Source organism: Luteibacter sp. HA06 (assembly GCF_054061215.1).
The window spans coordinates 3569777-3587182 of record NZ_JBSSDZ010000001.1 but is presented as its reverse complement, the minus strand read 5'-3'; the positions used below and the strand labels follow the sequence as shown (position 1 = coordinate 3587182).

Here is a 17406-nt window from a genome sequence, read left to right as displayed (position 1 = left end):
GCGAGCGCCTCTTCGGGCTCGGCATCACTCAGTACCTTCGTCTTCAGGTAGATCGGCCCGAGGGCTTCTTCCTGGACGATCTCGACGAGCATTTCCTTGGCCAGTTCGAGCATGGCGAGGAAGGTGACAACGACCCCGAGTCGACCTTCCGTCACGTCGAACAGCGTTTCAAAACGGTGGAACCCGCCGCGACCCAGCGATTCGAGCAGGTCGCCCATGCGCTGGCGCACGCTGAGCGGTTCGCGCTGGATCGCATGGTGCGTGAACAGGTCGGCACGACCCAGCACATCCTTGAGCGCGAGCAGCATCTCCTTGAGGTCCAGCGGAGGCGGCACGCGCACCACGTTGTGTTCGCCGACGAAGGCATGCACCACGGTGGTATCGCGTTCCAGGCGCGGCATCTCTTCGATATCGGCCGCGGCCCGCTTGAAGCGTTCGTACTCCTGCAGGCGGCGAACCAGCTCCGCTCGCGGGTCGTCCTCGAGGCCTTCCTCGGCTGGCGGCCGGGGCAGCAGCAACCTGGATTTGATCTCCGCGAGGATCGCGGCCATCAACAGGTATTCCGCCGCAAGCTCCAGTCGCATGACCTCACGCATCATGTCGATGTAGTCCATGTACTGCCGGGTGATCTCGGCGACAGGGATGTCGAGGATGTCCAGGTTCTGGCGCGTCGAATCAGGTAAAGCAGCAGGTCGAGCGGCCCTTCGAACGATTCAAGGATGACCTCGAGCGCGTCCGGCGGAATGTACAGGTCCTGCGGCATCTGCATGACTGCCTGACCGCGCACGAGCGCGAGGGGCATTTCCTGCTGCTGCGGGACGCCTGCGAAGGCACCCTGAGGTTTTTCGACCACCTGAACTTCGGTTGTCTCTTTAGTCATCGGCACACGTCAGAAGGGTCGCGAGTGCAACCAGGAACGTAACAATCGATGCCGTCCGGCGGCTACACCGCCACCTCACCCGGCATGCCACGCATCGTCGCCGACGAGCGAAGGGCATTGCCGCTGGACACCCCAGGAGGGTCACCGCCTGTGAAAGATCGTCGGGAGCGGTCCGCTGCCGGTCCACAAACACGGACCGGTGAGGGCGCGACGCCCGAATAAGTTCACCCGATTGACGACAGGGTATCGCCTGCGCCCGCCCAAGTCCAGCGGCCTGCCTGCCGGGTGCCCCACGGTTCCGGCACAATATCACTCATGCAGCAGGCCCCCCGCGCGATCATCCATGTCGACATGGACGCTTTCTATGCGTCCGTGGAGGAACTGGACGACCCCAGGCTGGTCGGCAAGCCGGTGATCGTGGCCGGGCTGGGCCGACGCGGCGTGGTTTCGACGTGCAATTACGTGGCCCGCAAGTATGGCGTCCGCTCGGCCATGCCGACCTCCGAGGCCCGTCGGCGCTGCCCGGACGGCGTCTATATCTTTCCTCGCCACGCCCGCTACGCAGAAATTTCGGAGATCGTCTTTTCGGTGTTTGGTGAGGTCACGCCGATGATCGAGGGGCTCTCGCTGGATGAGGCTTTTCTTGATGTGACCGCCAGCCTGCGTCTGTTCGCGTCGATCGAAGCGATCGGGCGGCGGGTCAAGGAGGCCATCCGTGAGCGCACGGGCCTGAACGCCTCGGTCGGCATGGCGCACAACAAGCTCCTCGCCAAGCTGGCCAGCGAACTCTCCAAGCCGGACGGCTTCCTCCACATCCATCCCGAGGAAGTGCAGGGCTACCTGGATCCCCTGCCGATCGGGCGCATGTGGACGGTGGGCAAGGTGGCCGAGGAGGCCCTGCACAAGGTGAGCATCCGCACCATCGGCGATGTCATCCGTGCGGACGCCTGGCGCCTGAACAAAGCGGTGGGCGAACGCCATGCCGCCCAGCTCCGTCAGCTGTGTCTCGGCGAAGACCGACGGGCCGTGGTAACGGATGCTCCGGAAGTCTCGATCGGCTCCGAGTGGACCTTCGATATCGACGTGGAAGAGCTCTCGATCGCCGAAGCGTGGCTGTTAAGGCAGTGCGAGCGGGTAGGGGCGCGGGCGAGAGGCCGTGGCGTCGTGGCGCGGACGGTGTCGGTGAAACTGCGTGAACCGCCCTTCGTCACCCACAGCCGGCAGGCACAATTGCCCGTTCCCGGCAACGCGACGCCCGATATCTACGCCGTGGCACGTCGCTTGCTTCTGGTCTGGTGGAATCAACATCCACGGCCGAGGCTTCGACTGCTCGGCGTGACGCTTTCGGGATTCGATGCCCGGCACGGCGATGAACAGCAGGACATGTTCGCCGCACCGGTCTCGGAAAAACGCTCCGATGGCGTGCAGGACCGGATCAACGAGCGCTTCGGCGCCGGCGCCCTGGTTCGCGCGGGTGTATTGAAGACGCGCGGGAGCGAGTGAACGCCGATGGTTGCGAGCGAACGCTACGACTGCGCTAATGTGTCCGTTTGTGACACGCAGGGTAAGTCGTGCGGGGTGCGGTCATGCCGAACTCGACGTATAAGGTGCAGCAGGAATTGAAATGCCCGGGAACGCAGATGTCTGACAAGGAAGATTCGAACACGCGCTTTCGTCACGCGCGGATGAAAGTGCAGACCGCGGTGCTGATGAGCCGCGGTGGCGAGGCGCACCCGACGGATCTGGTCGATATTTCAGCGACCGGGGCCATGTTGCGCCGCCCGCTCGGCTGGCGCGGCGAGCCCGGTCAGACCTGGATCCTGGACATGGTCTTCGGCCACGACCTGCACATCCATATGGAAGCGATGGTGGCGCGCGTGTCCGCGCGGCAGATCGGCATGGCCTATACGCTTATTCCTGAAGACAAGCAGTTGCCATTGTGGGAGCTGCTTGGGGGGTATGCGGATACGCTCGAGGCGTGGACGGACGATTGATCGCCGGCCGTGTGTGTGGGAGCCGCTTCAGCGGCGAAAGCCGGATACGAAAAGGCTCCTCGCCGCGGGCGTGGAACTCGCCTCGAGGGTGGGGACCAAGGTCTGCCCGCTAAGCGCCCAAGTGCAGAGTCAGACTTGCGCAGCTTTCCGCTTCGCCCGATCCTCGTCCCGCAGTTCGCGACGAAGAATCTTGCCGACGTTCGTCTTCGGCAGCGAATCGCGGAACTCGATCTGCTTCGGACGCTTGTAGCCGGTGAGGTTCTCGCGGCAGTACTCGCGCAGGGCTTCCTCGGTCAGTGAGGGATCCTTGCGGACCACGAAGATCTTCACTACCTCGCCAGAGTGCTCGTCGTCCACGCCTACGGCTGCCACTTCGGCCACGCCAGGATGGTGCATGACGATGTCTTCGATCTCGTTCGGGTACACGTTGAAGCCGGACACCAGGATCATGTCCTTCTTGCGATCGACGATATACAGGTAACCGTTGGCGTCCATCCGGGCGATGTCGCCCGTGCGCAACCAGCCGTTGGCGTCGAGCACCTTGGCGGTTTCGTCCGGGCGGTTCCAGTAGCCCTTCATCACCTGCGGGCCCTTGATGCACAGCTCGCCCACTTCGCCGATCGGCAGCGCCTGGCCGTCGTCGGTCCAGATCTGCACGTAGGTCGACGGAATCGGCAGGCCGATCGAGCCGTTGTATTCCTTGATATCGAGCGGGTTGATGCAGGCCGCTGGCGAGGTCTCGGTAAGACCGTACGCCTCGGCAAGCGTGATGCCCGTGGTCTTCTTCCAGCGCTCGGCCACGCTGCGCTGCACGGCCATGCCGCCACCGAGCGAGAGGTGCAGGGCGGAGAAGTCTAGATCCGCGAAGCCCGGGGTGTTGAGGAGGCCGTTGAAAAGCGTGTTCACGCCGGTGATGGCCGTGAAGCGCTCCTTCGAGAGCTCCTTGACGAAGCTCTTCATGTCGCGCGGGTTGGTGATCAGCAGGTTCAGCGCGCCCATGCGCGTGAAGACCAGGCCGTTCGCCGTCAATGAAAAGATGTGATACAGCGGCAGTGCGGTGACAATGATCTCTTCGCCCTGTTTCGCCGCACCGCTGATCCAGGCATCGGCCTGGAGCATGTTCGCCACCATGTTGCGGTGGGTGAGCATCGCGCCCTTGGCGACGCCGGTGGTGCCGCCGGTGTATTGCAGGAAGGCGATATCGTCGTGGCCGATGTCGGTCTTCGGCATCGGGTGCGACTTGCCGCGGGCGATGGCGTCCTTGAATCGGATGGACATCGGCAGCTTGTACGCAGGCACTTCCTTGCGGATGTGCTTGACGACGAAGTTGATGATGTTCCCCTTCGGGAACCCGATCATGTCGCCCACGCCGGTGGTAATGACGTTCCTCACCTGGGTGCCGTCGAGCGCCTGCGCGGCAGTAGCCGCAAAGTTGTCGAGGACGACCAGCGCCTTCGCGCCGGAATCTTCCAGTTGGTGATGCAGTTCGCGCGCGGTATACAGCGGATTGGTGTTCACTACGGTCAGGCCGAGGCGCAGGGCGCCGAACAGCACGATCGGATACTGCAGGAGGTTCGGCAACATGATCGCGAGGCGATCACCCTTCTTCAGGCCGAGCTCGCCGGACAGGTAGCCTGCGAAGGCCGTCGACAGTTCGTCGATCTGCCCATAGGTGAGCACCTTGCCAAAGTTCTTATAGGCAGGGCGATCACGAAATTTCTGAAAGGACTCTTCGAAGACGGCCGCCACGGAGCGGTACGCGTTGACGTCGATGTCGGCGGGAATGCCGGCCGGATAATGGTCAAGCCACGGACGCTCAATGCTCATGGATCGGAGAAACTCCTTCAAAGGACAGGTCGTACGGCGGCCTGTCGTACGATCGCGGCATTGGAGCATACGCGCGCGTATAGCGGCAAGCCGCAACGCAACGAGCCACTGATGGGAAATAGCACGATGTCGAGACCCTGGATAGCACTGGCATTTCTGCTGCTGGCCGTGCTGGTTGGCTGCCGGCACACGCCGGACGAAGAACAGGTGCGTAAGGCCATCGCGGCGACGGCCGCGGGGGCGGAAGCGGGGAAGGCGAGCGACACCGTGGAAGCACTCACGGACGACTTCGACGGCAATGCCGGACAACTGGACAAGCGTTCGCTGGCGAATCTCGTGCGCGTTTTCGCGCTGCGTGGTCAGACGATTCACGTGCTGATGGGGCCGACGACGATCGAGCCGCGCGGCGAACGCATGGTTGCGACGTTCACCGTGACGCTCACGGCGGGGGCTGGCGTGCTTCCTGATGACGCGGGGGCGTACCGGGTGGAGACGGGCTGGCGGAAGGATGACGGCACGTGGCGGTGTTTCACGGCCACGTGGAAGAAAGCCCTGTAAAGCCACGCTCGCTCTGTGGTCGGCAGGCTGTGTGTGGGAGCCGCTTCAGCGGCGATAGCCAGATTGCCGCAAGACCCATCGCCGCTGAAGCGGCTCCCACAGAAAGCGACACCCACCACAGGCACAAAAAAAAGCGCCCCGGCTTTCACCGGGGCGCTTTTCAGGGGGCTGCTCAGGCAGCCTTTGCCAGCTGGCGAAGCACGTACTGCAGGATGCCGCCGTGGCGGAAGAACTCGCGCTCCTTCGGGGTCAGCAGGAGCACCTTCACGGTGAACTCCTTGACCGAGCCGTCCGGACGCGTGGCCTTGACCGTCGCCGTCTTCGACTCGCCGCCGTTGAGGCCGGTGATGTCGAACACTTCGTCGCCCTTCAGGCCGAGCGTCTGCGCGTTCTCGCCTTCCTGGAACTGGCAGGGCAGCACGCCCATGCCGACCAGGTTGGAGCGGTGGATGCGCTCGAAGCTCTCGGTGATCACAGCCTTGACGCCGAGCAGCAGGGTGCCCTTGGCTGCCCAGTCACGCGACGAACCGGTGCCGTATTCCTTGCCGGCGAGGACCACCAGCGGCGTGCCGTCGGCCTTGTACTTCATGGCGGCGTCGTAGATCGCCATTTCTTCGCCGGTCGGGATGTACTTCGTGAAGCCACCCTCGACACCGTCGAGCATCAGGTTCTTGATGCGGATGTTGGCGAACGTACCGCGCACCATGACGTCGTCGTTGCCGCGACGCGAACCGTAGGAGTTGAAGTCCTTCGGCTCGACGCCCTTGGAGATCAGGAAGCGACCCGCCGGGGAGTCCTTCTTGATCGAGCCGGCCGGCGAGATGTGGTCGGTGGTGATCGAGTCACCGAAGATGCCCATGGCGCGGGCGCCGTGGATGTCTTCGATGGTGCCGGCTTCGGCCGTCATGTTGTCGAAGTACGGCGGATTCTTGATGTAGGTGGAGTCGTCCCAGGCGTAGGTCTGGCCATCCGGCGAGGCAATGGCGTTCCAGCGGCTGTCGCCCTTGAACACGTCGGCGTAGCTGTCCTTGAACATCTGCGGGTTGATCGCACCGGCGATCGCATCGGAGACTTCCTTGTTGGTCGGCCAGATGTCCTTGAGGTACACCGGCTGGCCATCGCTACCGTTGGCGATGGGATCCTTGGTCAGGTCGATGTCGAGCGTACCGGCCAGCGCATAAGCGACGACCAGCGGCGGCGACGCCAGGTAGTTCATCTTCACTTCGGGATGCACGCGGCCTTCGAAGTTGCGGTTGCCCGAGAGCACCGACGCCACGGCGAGGTCACCCTCGGCGATGCCCTTGCTGATTTCAGCGGGCAGCGGACCGGAGTTGCCGATGCAGGTGGTGCAGCCGTAGCCGACGACGAAGAAGTTCACCTTCTCCAGTTCCTCGAGCAGACCGGTCTTCTTCAGGTATTCCGTAACGACGAGCGAGCCTGGTCCGAGCGAAGGCTTCACCCACGGCTTGGAGGTGAGGCCACGCGCGGCGGCCTTCTTGGCGACGAGGCCGGCAGCGAGCATGACGGCCGGGTTCGACGTGTTGGTGCACGAGGTGATCGCGGCGATCACGACCGAGCCGTCGTTGATGTGGAACTGCTTGCCGTCCTTCTCGACCAGCACGCCTTCGCTCTTGCTGACGGTGTTGGCCGGGTTGCCGACGGCGGTGGCGCCACCTTCATTGCTGAAGCTGTCGACGTCGTCGCCGTTCTTGCGCTTGCGGTTGGCCGTGAGCGGGCCGACGGCATCGAGGAAGCTTTCCTGCACGCCTTCGAGAAGGACGCGGTCCTGCGGGCGCTTCGGGCCAGCCATGGACGGACGAACGTCGGCGAGGTTGAGCTCGAGCGTGGTGGTGAACTCGGCGTCCGGCGTGTCCTTGTCGTACCAGAGGCCCTGGGCCTTGGCGTAGGTCTCGACGAGCGAGATCAGCGCTTCGTCACGACCCGACAGGCGCATGTAGTTCAGCGATTCCTGGTCGATCGGGAAGATGCCGCAGGTAGCGCCGTATTCCGGGGCCATGTTGGCGATCGTCGCGCGGTCGGCGAGCGGCAGGTTCGGCAGGCCTTCACCGAAGAACTCGACGAACTTGCCGACGACGCCGAGCTTGCGCAGCATCTGGGTGACGGTCAGCACGAGGTCGGTCGCGGTCACGCCTTCGCCGAGCTTGCCGGTGAGGCGGAAGCCGACGACCTGCGGGATCAGCATGGACGAGGGCTGGCCGAGCATGGCGGCTTCGGCTTCGATACCACCCACGCCCCAGCCGAGCACGCCCAGGCCGTTGATCATGGTGGTGTGCGAATCGGTACCGAAGACGGTATCGGGATAGGCGAAGGACTCACCGTCGACCTCGGCCGTGAAGACGACGCGGGCGAGGTTCTCCAGGTTCACCTGGTGGACGATGCCCGTGCGCGGCGGCACGACCTTGAAGTTGTTGAACGCCTTCTGGCCCCAGCGCAGGAACGAGTAGCGCTCCTGGTTACGCTCGAACTCGATCTCGACGTTCTGTTCCAGCGCGCCTTCCGAACCGAACGCGTCGACCTGCACCGAATGGTCGATGACCAGTTCGGCCGGCGCCAGCGGGTTGATCTTGTTCGGGTCGCCGCCGAGCTTGGCGACGGCATCGCGCATGGCGGCCAGGTCGACCACGCAGGGCACACCGGTGAAATCCTGCAGGACCACGCGGGCGGGCATGAAGGAGATTTCGATCTCCGGCTCGGCCTTGGAATCCCACTTGGCCACCGCCTCGATTTCCTTCGAGGTGACGTTCAGGCCGTCTTCCTGGCGGAGAAGGTTCTCCAGCAGGATCTTCATCGAGTAGGGCAGGCGCTTGATGTCGAACTTTTCGCCGAACTTGGCCAGGCTGGCGATGGTGTGGCGCTTGCCGTTGACTTCGATGCTGTCTCGGACTGAGAACGAGTCTTTCATGCTGTACTCCTGGCGTGTTCTTAAGCTGGGGAGGCCTGACGTCCCCCTGGGGAGACGCCAAAGCGTCGATTATCGCGCAGTCTGGGCTCCACGTGCGACCGCCGTGAGACCGGTGTCCGGCTAGAATGGCGGGTTCGTGGCGCATGCCGCGCGTATTCGGCGGCGAAAGGATGGAGCGGGCGGACGATGGGCGCAAACGTATTTGATGGCACGCAGCGTTCGATGATTTCGATGGCCCTGTCATCGGTGTCCCTGCGCGACCTCGCCCTGGTCCAGGCCGTGGCCCGCGAGGGCAGCTTCAACAGCGCCGCCCGGGCCATGTACATCAGCCCCTCCGGCCTGTCCCATCAGGTCCAGAAGGTGGAGCAGGCACTTGGCATGCCCTTGTTCGAGCGCGGCGGCCGGCGCGTGGTGCCCACCACCAGCGGCCAGCGCCTGCTCGGCTACATCGAGGCGGTGCTGGGTGCGGCGGAGCATCTGGAGCACGCGGCGCGGGCCGGTGATGTCGCCTTCGGCAGCGAACTGCGCCTGGGCGTGCCCTCGACGCTGGGGCCCTACCTTTTGCCCCACTTCATCGAGCCGTTTCCACTGCGCTTCCCCGGAGCCCGGCTGACGATCTCCGAGGGCAAACCGCGGGGATTGCTTCGCCGTCTGCAGGAAGGTGAGCTGGATGCGGTGCTGGCGCCGCCCAGTGCGACGATCACCGGCCTCGAGTCGACGGCGTTGTTCTTCGAGCCCTATGAATTGCTGTTGCAGGCGGGTCATGCGCTGGCGGGGCGTGCGGCCATCGCTCTTACCGAGCTGGATGCCGCCGACGCGACGCTGATGGCCGAAAGCCATGGCAACGGGGTGTCCGACCTTGGTATGCCGGGGGCGGCACGGCCGGAGCGCATCCAGGACCTCAGTATCGAGAGCCTGGCGACCCTGGTGGCGCTACGCGGCGGCTACACGCTCGTGCCGATCCTTGCCCATGACCGACTGGGATCGATCCCGAACGTCGTGTTGGCGGCCGTCGAGGGTGCGCGGCCAGGGCGGCATATCGCGCTTTACTGGCGTAGCGCCACGCCCTGGCGGGATGACCTAGCGCGTTTTGGCGACCTGCTGCGGGAATTGGCCGGAACGATTCCCGGATTGGATGCGGCGGTTCCGTAAAAGCCGATTTGCGGTGCCATGGGAGCCGATCTGCGGTTCCATAGGAGCCGATTTAATGTGGGAGCCGCTTCAGCGGCGATGGGAGCTTGCGGCACCCTGGCTATCGCCGCTGAAGCGGCTCCCACACAAAGAAGCGGCTCCCCCACAAGGTGGCCTATCCGCCGTTATCCAGGGTTGACCCCGTCAGCAACCCACGCGCCAGCATCGCGCACTGCTTCCGGTAGATCAGCAACTGCCACTGCCGACCGCCCAGCTGATGCCAGAGCACTGCCGAGCGCGCCGAGGCCAGCAGAGCAGAGCGCACCCGATCCACATTCGCCTTCTGCTGCAAATGGGCCGGCGTGCCGGTGACCATCACGCGCGGCTTCAGCGTCGACAGGGTCGAGGCGTACACCTCGGCCAGGCGCGCGGTGACGTTCGCATGGTTCATCCCGAAGTGCTCGACCTGGCGCTGCGTGGCGACCACGCCCTCGCGCAGGCGCTCGAGCAGGGCGCGGTTGCGCGACAGCGAGCGCTCGAGGCGCAGCACGGTGATCGCCATGCGCATCACGGCGACATCGCGCGTTTCATCCTCGAACTGTGCCACCAGGGTACGCAGGCCACGGCGTACGCCACCCACGCCACCATAGACCGAGGCGACCGAATCGGCGTCGATACGAAAGACGCTGGCGAGGCTGGACTCGAACGCCACCTCGTCGCAGCGGCCGTCGGTGGCCAGCTGCTGGGCCAGGGCGGCGCCCTGGAAAACCCCGGCGAGAGCAAGGACGCGTTCTTCGTTCATGGATAAAGCTCAAATGGGAGGTGGGTGTGGCTCTTTGTGGGAGCCGATTCATCGGCGAAAAGCCAACGGAGCGGTGATGCCAAGCGCCCATTCGCCGCTGAAGCGGCTCCTGCAACGGCGGGCTGCGCCACATTCATGGGGTCAGGCCGCCGTAGGGGGCGTCGGTGGCGGCGATGACCGCGCCGCCGAGGCAGACTTCGCCGTCGTAGAGCACGACGGACTGGCCGGGGGTGACGGCGCGCTGGGACTCGTCGAAGACCACGTGCAGCGTATCGCCACTTACCTCGACCACGCAGGCCTGGTCGGCCTGGCGGTAGCGGGTCTTCGCGGTGCAGCGGAATGCCCGGACCGCCACGTCAGGTTCCTGGCTGGGTGCGGTACCTGACGCAGGCGGCTCGCCAGCCACCCACGTCACCTCCGTCGCCGTCAGCCGCGACGACTGCAGCCAGCGGTTCTCGCCGCCCTGGGCAACGATCAGCGTGTTCGTCGCGACATCCTTGCCGACCACGTACCACGGTTCGTTCGGCGCATCGGCGCGACCGCCGATGCCCAGGCCGTTGCGCTGGCCGAGCGTGTAATACATGACACCCTGGTGCTCGCCGATGACGCGCCCGTCAGGATCGACCATCGGGCCGGGCTTCGCCGGTAGGTACTGGGCGAGGAAAGCACGGAAGTCGCGCTCGCCGATGAAGCAGATGCCGGTCGAATCCTTCTTGGCATGCGTCGGCAGTTCGGCCTCGCGCGCCAGCTCACGCACCAGCGGCTTCTCGATCTCGCCGACCGGGAACAGCGTGGCGGCGAGCTGCTTCTGGCCCAGTGCATGGAGGAAGTAGCTCTGGTCCTTGCCGGCGTCGACGGCACGCAGCAGGCGATAGCGCCCGTCCTGGAAATCGACACGGGCGTAGTGGCCCGTCGCGATCTTCTCCGCGCCGAGGGCCTGTGCGTGCTCGAGGAAGGTCTTGAACTTGATCTCGCGGTTGCAGAGCACGTCCGGGTTCGGCGTGCGGCCGGCGGCGTACTCCGCAAGGAAGTAGGCGAACACCCCGTCCCAGTACTCGCCGGCGAAATTACGCGCGTGGAACGGGATGCCCAGGCGGCCGCAGACAGCCACGGCATCCTTGCGGTCGTCGTCGGTGGTGCAGGGGCCTGAGCGGTCGTCTTCCTCCCAGTTCTGCATGAACATGCCCTCGACCTCGTGCCCGGCCTGCTGGAGCAGAAGGGCAGCGACGGACGAATCCACGCCGCCCGAGACGCCCAGAATCACTTTCACGGGCTGATTCCGGGAAGCAGGCTGCCCACTACATCGAGTGGCAGGCGCCGGCCGTCCAGCCAGGCGTCGATCGTCGGGAGGATCAGCGGGCTGCGCAGGCGCCCACCCATCGCCTCGATCTCGTCGCGACGCAGCCACAGGGCCCGGTGAATGCCGGTATCCAGGGGGCGGTCGGGATCGTGGTCAAGAACGTGGCCGGCAAAGCTGAAGCGCAGCACCTGCTCACCGTGCTCATGGCTGACCCACTGCCAGACGCCCAGGAAGGCATCCAGGGCGATGGTGTAGCCGGTCTCCTCGAGGGTTTCGCGGACCGCGGCCGTCTGCAGGGTTTCGTTCGGATCGAGGTGGCCGGCGGGCTGGTTGTAGGCGATTTCGCCAAAAATCTCCTCCTCGACGATGAGGAAGCGATCGCCGCGCGCGACGACGCAAGCCACCGTGACACGGGGGCTCCACACGTTTTCGGCCTGGGGAAGTGAGTTAGGCATCGGCTTATTGGGGGGGAGGGGCTCTGGTAAAAGGCATATTGTGCCATTACCTGTGGATGTCGACCCCGAAGCGGTCGGGAAACCGGTGTATATAATCGAATCGCGTACCGAAGGTTCTTAATTAATGTCCCAGGAACACGAACACGATCAGGAAAGCGACCGCGGCCACGGCCTAGCCATCGAAACGACGCGTCCGGAAACGGCGCGGCCGCCGCTTTTCCAGGTCGTTTTGCTCAATGATGACTTCACCCCGATGGATTTCGTGATCGAGGTTTTGCGCAGCTTTTTTGGCATGGACCAGGAACGTGCGGTCCAGGTGATGCTCCACGTACACACCCGGGGTAAGGGCGTGTGCGGCGTTTTCACTCGCGAAGTGGCAGAAACCAAGGTGACCCAGGTCAACGAATACTCACGGTCTCATCAGCACCCGCTGTTGTGCACTATGGAAAAGATGTAGCTGATCCCCCATCTGGTGTTCATGCGGCAATGACAGGGGCTGGTCCCCGCCGCCCACAGCTATCGGAGACGGTCCGTATGTTCAGCAAGGATCTCGAAGTCACCATCGGACACTGCTACAAGCAGGCCCGGGAACAACGCCACGAATTCATGACGGTCGAGCACCTGCTGCTGGCCCTGACTGAAAACACCTCAGCCCTGGCCGCCCTGCGCGCCTGTGGCGTCGATCTGCCGCGCCTCGCGGCCGATCTCCAGCGCATCATTGCCGAGACCGTGCCGGTGCTTCCGGCCGGGGACGAGCGCGATACGCAGCCCACGCTGGGCTTCCAGCGGGTGCTGCAGCGCGCCGTCTACCACGTGCAGTCCTCGGGTCGTAAGGAAGTCACCGGCGCCAACGTGCTGGTCGCTATCTTCGGCGAAAAGGACTCCCACGCGGTCTATTTCCTGCATCAGCAGGAAATCACCCGCCTGGATGTGGTCAATTACATCTCGCACGGCATCGCCAAGATCGGCGACGAGTCGGCAGCCCAGTCGTCCAACCCCGAGCGGGATGGCGAGGAAGGCGGCGAGGGCAAGGGCAACCCGCTCAGCGAGTACGCCAGCAACCTGAACGAGCTTGCCATCCAGGGCAAGATCGATCCGCTCATCGGCCGTGAGGACGAAGTCGAGCGGACCATCCAGGTGCTGTGCCGCCGCCGCAAAAACAACCCGCTTTACGTGGGTGAGGCTGGCGTGGGTAAGACTGCCTTGGCCGAGGGCCTGGCCAAGCGCATCGTTGAAGGCCAGGTGCCGGAAGTGCTGGAAGACTGCACGATCTGGTCGCTGGACCTCGGCGCCCTGGTTGCCGGCACCAAGTACCGCGGCGACTTTGAAAAGCGCCTGAAGTCAGTGATCGCCCAGCTCAAGAAGCAGCCGAACACGATCCTCTTCATCGATGAGATCCATACCATCATCGGTGCGGGTTCCGCGTCGGGCGGCACCATGGACGCTTCCAACCTGATCAAGCCGATGCTGGCTTCGGGTGAGCTGCGTTGCATCGGTTCGACCACGTTCCAGGAATTCCGTGGCGTGTTCGAGAAGGACCGCGCGCTGGCTCGCCGCTTCCAGAAGATCGACGTGGTCGAACCCACCGTGGCCGACTCCATCGAGATCCTGAAGGGCCTGAAGAGCCGGTTCGAGGAGCATCATTCGGTCGAGTACACCGGTGAAGCCCTGCGCGCCGCCGTCGACCTCGCGGTCAAGCACATCCCGGACCGCCTGTTGCCGGACAAGGCCATCGACATCATCGATGAAGCCGGTGCCCGCCAGCGCCTGCTGCCGGAAGACCAGCGCACGGGCAAGGTGGACGTCGCCGAGATCGAGTACATCGTCGCCAAGATGGCGCGCATCCCCGCCAAGCAGGTTTCGGCATCGGATCGTGACGTGCTGCGTAACCTCGAGCGCAACCTGAAAATGGTGGTGTTCGGTCAGGACGCCGCGATCGAGGCCCTGGCTTCGTCGATCAAGATGGCGCGTTCAGGCCTGGGCGATCCGTCCAAGCCGATCGGCAGCTTCCTGCTCGCCGGCCCCACGGGCGTCGGCAAGACGGAAGTGACCAAGCAGCTCGCCATGCAGCTGGGTATCGAGATGGTCCGCTTCGACATGTCCGAGTACATGGAAGCGCATTCCGTTTCGCGTCTGGTCGGTGCGCCTCCGGGCTATGTCGGCTTCGACCAGGGTGGTTTGCTCACCGAGCAGATCACCAAGCATCCGCACTGCGTGCTGTTGCTGGACGAAATCGAGAAGGCTCATCCGGACGTCTACAACATCCTGCTCCAGGTCATGGATCGCGGTGTGCTGACGGACACCAACGGTCGCGAGGCCAACTTCAAGAACGTCGTGATCGTCATGACCACGAACGCCGGCGCCCAGCTGGCTTCGCGTCGCGGCATCGGCTTCATGAAGCAGAACCACGCACCGGATGCCCTGGAGACCCTGCGCCGCATGTTCACGCCGGAGTTCCGTAACCGTCTGGACGCGATCATCCAGTTCAACGCACTGGACTTCGACCACATCCTGCGTGTCGTGGACAAGTTCCTGATCGAGCTGGAAGCCCAGTTGACCGAGAAGAAGGTCAGCGTGGACGTCACCCCGGAAGCCCGCCGCTGGTTGGCCGAGCATGGTTTCGACCCGCAGATGGGTGCCCGCCCGATGGCCCGCGTGATCCAGGACAAGGTGAAGCGCGCGCTGGCGGACGAGCTGCTCTTCGGCAAGCTGGCCGAAGGTGGCAAGGTGACCCTGTCGGTCGAAGGCGACGAGCTGCATGTGGAGACGGAGTCGGCCGAGCCGGCGGCTGTGACCGCCTGACGGCGGTCAGGGATCGCCGCTGAAGCGGCTCCTACAGGCACGAAAAAAGGCCGCGCACTGCGCGGCCTTTCTCGTTAACGCATCAACGTCGCTTATTTCATGCGGTAGGTGATGCGACCCTTGGTCAGGTCGTAGGGGGTCATTTCGACCTTCACCTTATCGCCCGTCAGGATGCGGATGTAATGCTTGCGCATACGGCCGGAGATGTGGGCAGTAATGACATGCCCGTTCTCGAGCTGCACGCGGAACATGGTGTTCGGCAAGGTCTCCTGGACCGTGCCTTCCATTTCGATGACGTCGTCTTTTGCCATGTGTTCCGGGTCGGATGAACGGCCGGAGTGGCCGCATAAGTCCATGAGTATGCCACAGCCAGCCCTTGCGAGCCAGCCGGGGGGAGGGTCAGGCGAACTGTTCGTCGAGCTTCTTGCGGATTTCTTCTTCGATCGTGCCCTTCAACGGCGACAGGAGCATGCCCAGTTCGGCCGTGACGTGCACATCGCTCGGCGACACGGCGATCGCACCTTTGACGCCCGAACGCTGGAAGGTGAGGGTGTCGCCATCCCAGCTGCCTTCGGTACCGAACTTTTCACGCATGCGATCGGCCACGCGTTCGACCACGGCGCGCGCCTCGGCCACGGTCTTGGTGTGCGGGCGGCGGATATCGATCTTCGCCATGAGGCGTCCTCGTCGAATGGAAAGCGCCGGAGTCTATCAGGCTCGACGTCACGCGACTTCGACACCGACAGCGACACCTTTGCGTTCAAACAGATACCGCACTCTGCTAAAGTCGCTTCGTCAACGTCCCGGTTCCTCCATGCGCATCGAATTCGTCAGCTCGGCTCGCGGTGATTTCCACTGGTCGAGGCCCGCCCTCACGATCGGTCGCGCCGACGACAACGACCTCGTCGTTTCCGAAAGCCAGGTCGCGGCAAGGCACGTCCGCATCCACCGCGATCGTCGCGGTCTCGTGCTCGATGTCTTCCCCGATGCCGGCCGTGTCTATGTCAATGCTCGCCCCGTGCGTGAGCGCGCGCTGCTGCGCCCCGGCGACAGCCTCTCGCTCGGCGATTGCCGCATGCTCATTCGCGACGATGCCGATCTGGATGCACGGGAAGTAGCCGAGCCGACGGACGCCCGATGCACCGTTGCGCTGCGTCCGGTGGCCGGACCCTTGTCGGGTCGCACCATTGCCGTGGGCGACCGCCTCGAGCTTGGCGCGACCCATGGGGCCTTGCCGCTCGAACTACCGGGCAACGATGCGGCCTTGCTGGTACTGGCCTGGGACGACGGTGAGCTGATCCTCGACGGCGCGCGAGTGCCCGCCCGGCACGCCGTGCGCGTCAACGGCGTCAAAGTCGTCCGTGCCTCGCTGCAACCCGGCGACCAGATCGGCCTGGCCGCGCATCGTTTCGTCCTCGACGGGCCGGGCTGGTCCGCCGAACCACCGGTGGTCATGATCGAACATGAGCCGGAACAGGGGCTTCCCGAAGATGCCGCCGGCCCGCGTGGCGAGGTGTGGTGGTTGATCCTTACCGCGGCAATTCTCGCTTTGGGCATCGCCCTGGTGCTGTTCGTCCATTTTTGAGCGGCATAATGCGGGGACCTTTCCCGTGGACGATATGCCTGTGAGCAGAGCCTGGAATTTCAGCGCCGGACCGGCGGCGCTACCCGAAGCCGTGCTGAAGCGCGCGCAGGCCGAGATGCTCGACTGGAACGGATCGGGTGCCTCCGTCATGGAGTTGTCCCATCGCGGCAAGGCGTTCATGCAGCTGGCCGCGACCGCGGAAACACGCCTGCGCAGCCTGCTCGGCGTGCCCGATGGCTACAAGGTGCTGTTCCTGCAGGGCGGGGCGACGCAGCATTTCGCGCAGATCCCGATGAACCTCGCGGCAGAAGGCGATACCGCCGACTACATCGTTACCGGACACTGGGGCGAGAAGGCCGTGCGCGAGGCAGCACCGTATATCGAGGCGCGCGTGGCGGCCACATCGGAGGCGGCGCATTACCTCTCCCTGCCGCCGCGCGACGGCTGGACGCTCAACCCGGGTGCCTCGTACGTGCACTACACGACGAACGAAACGATTCACGGCGTGGAATTCCACGACGTCCCCGACGTGGGCGGCGTGCCGCTGGTCGCGGACATGTCGTCGAACATCCTCAGCGAGCCGGTGGATGTATCGAAGTTCGGCCTGATCTATGCGGGCGCGCAGAAGAACATCGGTCCGTCGGGCCTTGTGATCATGATCGTTCGCGACGACCTGCTGGCGCGAAAGGGCCGGCCGATGGCGAAGATCTTCCGCTATGCCGAACACGCCGCGAACGATTCCATGCTCAATACGCCGAATACGTGGGGCTGGTATCTCGCCGGCCTGACGTTCGAATGGCTGGAAGCGCAGGGTGGCCTGGCCGCGATGGGTGAGCGCAATGCTCTGAAGGCAAAAACGCTGTACGACGCGATCGACGGCTCCGGCGGTTTCTACAAGAGTCCGGTCGCGGTCGATGCGCGCTCACGGATGAACGTGCCATTCACCTTGCACGACAGTGCGCTGGATGCGGCTTTTCTCGCCGAATCCGAAGCTGCCAACCTGCTTGCGCTGAAGGGGCACAAGGCGGTCGGTGGCATGCGCGCGTCGCTGTACAACGCGGTGCCGCAGGAGGCGGTGGATGTGCTCGTGAACTTCATGCGGGACTTTGCAGCAAAGCACGGTTAAAGTCGGGGGTCACCGCAGTGCAG

General features: G+C 64.3%; 15 protein-coding genes and 1 pseudogene. 8 read left to right on the top strand and 8 right to left on the bottom strand.

Translation table 11 applies throughout. From position 1 onward, the window contains the following. Positions 1-38 precede the first annotated feature (38 nt). Positions 39-880 (bottom strand): annotated as a pseudogene (locus ACVWWJ_RS16515) (segregation and condensation protein A); the annotation flags it as partial. Positions 881-1195: 315 nt separating this feature from the next. Between ACVWWJ_RS16515 and dinB the strand changes: the two are divergent. Then, positions 1196-2383, top strand: a complete 1188-nt coding sequence (dinB, locus tag ACVWWJ_RS16510) for a DNA polymerase IV (RefSeq protein WP_456968737.1) — start codon at positions 1196-1198, stop codon at positions 2381-2383. Between the two features lie 137 nt (positions 2384-2520). After that, the gene (locus tag ACVWWJ_RS16505; protein WP_159893922.1) at positions 2521-2874 is read left to right on the top strand and encodes a PilZ domain-containing protein; all 354 of its coding nucleotides are present in this window, start codon (positions 2521-2523) and stop codon (positions 2872-2874) included. Between the two features lie 129 nt (positions 2875-3003). On the opposite strand, the gene ACVWWJ_RS16500 is transcribed toward ACVWWJ_RS16505, so the two are convergent. Then, positions 3004-4701 carry an AMP-binding protein gene (locus tag ACVWWJ_RS16500; protein ID WP_456968736.1) on the bottom strand — a complete coding sequence of 566 codons (1698 nt, stop codon included), beginning with the start codon at positions 4699-4701 and terminating at the stop codon, positions 3004-3006. Positions 4702-4827: 126 nt separating this feature from the next. On the opposite strand from ACVWWJ_RS16500, the gene ACVWWJ_RS16495 reads away from it, so the two are divergent. Continuing rightward, positions 4828-5259 carry a hypothetical protein gene (locus ACVWWJ_RS16495; RefSeq protein WP_456968735.1) on the top strand — a complete coding sequence of 144 codons (432 nt, stop codon included), beginning with the start codon at positions 4828-4830 and terminating at the stop codon, positions 5257-5259. Positions 5260-5431: 172 nt separating this feature from the next. On the opposite strand, the gene acnA is transcribed toward ACVWWJ_RS16495, so the two are convergent. After that, positions 5432-8182, bottom strand: coding sequence for an aconitate hydratase AcnA (gene acnA, locus ACVWWJ_RS16490; RefSeq protein ID WP_456968734.1), 2751 nt, complete (start codon positions 8180-8182; stop codon positions 5432-5434). 186 nt (positions 8183-8368) lie between these two features. Here acnA and ACVWWJ_RS16485 point away from each other — a divergent pair, with 186 nt between their 5' ends. Then, the gene (locus ACVWWJ_RS16485; RefSeq protein WP_200851787.1) at positions 8369-9334 is read left to right on the top strand and encodes a LysR substrate-binding domain-containing protein; all 966 of its coding nucleotides are present in this window, start codon (positions 8369-8371) and stop codon (positions 9332-9334) included. A 154-nt stretch (positions 9335-9488) separates the two neighbouring features. Here ACVWWJ_RS16485 and hflD read toward each other — a convergent pair whose 3' ends face one another. The 3 genes from hflD to ACVWWJ_RS16470 form a co-directional block, all read right to left on the bottom strand. Beyond that, positions 9489-10115, bottom strand: a complete 627-nt coding sequence (gene hflD, locus ACVWWJ_RS16480) for a high frequency lysogenization protein HflD (protein WP_159893928.1) — start codon at positions 10113-10115, stop codon at positions 9489-9491. 133 nt (positions 10116-10248) lie between these two features. Next, complete coding sequence (mnmA, locus tag ACVWWJ_RS16475; protein ID WP_456968733.1) at positions 10249-11385, bottom strand: tRNA 2-thiouridine(34) synthase MnmA; 1137 nt, start codon at positions 11383-11385, stop codon at positions 10249-10251. Further along, positions 11382-11870 (bottom strand): NUDIX hydrolase, encoded by a 489-nt coding sequence (locus ACVWWJ_RS16470; protein WP_456968732.1) that lies wholly within the window; start codon positions 11868-11870, stop codon positions 11382-11384. Before ACVWWJ_RS16470 ends, mnmA begins: the two co-directional genes overlap by 4 nt. 124 nt (positions 11871-11994) lie before the next feature. On the opposite strand from ACVWWJ_RS16470, the gene clpS reads away from it, so the two are divergent. Further along, a complete protein-coding gene (clpS, locus tag ACVWWJ_RS16465; protein ID WP_046966087.1) occupies positions 11995-12327 on the top strand; it encodes an ATP-dependent Clp protease adapter ClpS in 333 nt (110 codons plus the stop codon). Positions 12328-12404: 77 nt separating this feature from the next. Beyond that, positions 12405-14672 carry an ATP-dependent Clp protease ATP-binding subunit ClpA gene (gene clpA / locus ACVWWJ_RS16460; RefSeq protein WP_159893934.1) on the top strand — a complete coding sequence of 756 codons (2268 nt, stop codon included), beginning with the start codon at positions 12405-12407 and terminating at the stop codon, positions 14670-14672. Positions 14673-14764: 92 nt separating this feature from the next. Here clpA and infA read toward each other — a convergent pair whose 3' ends face one another. Together infA and ACVWWJ_RS16450 are read right to left on the bottom strand one after the other, a co-directional pair. After that, a complete protein-coding gene (gene infA, locus ACVWWJ_RS16455) occupies positions 14765-14983 on the bottom strand; it encodes a translation initiation factor IF-1 (protein ID WP_019466733.1) in 219 nt (72 codons plus the stop codon). A gap of 88 nt (positions 14984-15071) precedes the next feature. Then, positions 15072-15347: a polyhydroxyalkanoic acid system family protein gene (locus ACVWWJ_RS16450; RefSeq protein ID WP_456968730.1), complete on the bottom strand. Its 276-nt coding sequence runs from the start codon at positions 15345-15347 to the stop codon at positions 15072-15074. A gap of 139 nt (positions 15348-15486) precedes the next feature. Between ACVWWJ_RS16450 and ACVWWJ_RS16445 the strand changes: the two genes are divergently transcribed. Then, complete coding sequence (locus ACVWWJ_RS16445) at positions 15487-16257, top strand: FHA domain-containing protein (RefSeq protein ID WP_456968729.1); 771 nt, start codon at positions 15487-15489, stop codon at positions 16255-16257. Between the two features lie 40 nt (positions 16258-16297). Continuing rightward, positions 16298-17383, top strand: coding sequence for a 3-phosphoserine/phosphohydroxythreonine transaminase (gene serC / locus ACVWWJ_RS16440; RefSeq protein ID WP_456968728.1), 1086 nt, complete (start codon positions 16298-16300; stop codon positions 17381-17383). The last annotated feature ends 23 nt before the right edge of the window (positions 17384-17406 follow it).

Excerpts from the sequence above, each read along its gene's own strand:
- dinB (WP_456968737.1), top strand. The coding sequence starts at position 1,196 with ATGCAGCAGGCCCCCCGCGCGATCATCCATGTCGACATGGACGCTTTC.
- ACVWWJ_RS16505 (WP_159893922.1), top strand. The coding sequence starts at position 2,521 with ATGTCTGACAAGGAAGATTCGAACACGCGCTTTCGTCACGCGCGGATG.
- ACVWWJ_RS16500 (WP_456968736.1), bottom strand. The coding sequence starts at position 4,701 with ATGAGCATTGAGCGTCCGTGGCTTGACCATTATCCGGCCGGCATTCCC.
- ACVWWJ_RS16495 (WP_456968735.1), top strand. The coding sequence starts at position 4,828 with ATGTCGAGACCCTGGATAGCACTGGCATTTCTGCTGCTGGCCGTGCTG.
- acnA (WP_456968734.1), bottom strand. The coding sequence starts at position 8,182 with ATGAAAGACTCGTTCTCAGTCCGAGACAGCATCGAAGTCAACGGCAAG.
- ACVWWJ_RS16485 (WP_200851787.1), top strand. The coding sequence starts at position 8,369 with ATGGGCGCAAACGTATTTGATGGCACGCAGCGTTCGATGATTTCGATG.
- hflD (WP_159893928.1), bottom strand. The coding sequence starts at position 10,115 with ATGAACGAAGAACGCGTCCTTGCTCTCGCCGGGGTTTTCCAGGGCGCC.
- ACVWWJ_RS16470 (WP_456968732.1), bottom strand. The coding sequence starts at position 11,870 with ATGCCTAACTCACTTCCCCAGGCCGAAAACGTGTGGAGCCCCCGTGTC.
- clpS (WP_046966087.1), top strand. The coding sequence starts at position 11,995 with ATGTCCCAGGAACACGAACACGATCAGGAAAGCGACCGCGGCCACGGC.
- clpA (WP_159893934.1), top strand. The coding sequence starts at position 12,405 with ATGTTCAGCAAGGATCTCGAAGTCACCATCGGACACTGCTACAAGCAG.
- infA (WP_019466733.1), bottom strand. The coding sequence starts at position 14,983 with ATGGCAAAAGACGACGTCATCGAAATGGAAGGCACGGTCCAGGAGACC.
- ACVWWJ_RS16450 (WP_456968730.1), bottom strand. The coding sequence starts at position 15,347 with ATGGCGAAGATCGATATCCGCCGCCCGCACACCAAGACCGTGGCCGAG.
- ACVWWJ_RS16445 (WP_456968729.1), top strand. The coding sequence starts at position 15,487 with ATGCGCATCGAATTCGTCAGCTCGGCTCGCGGTGATTTCCACTGGTCG.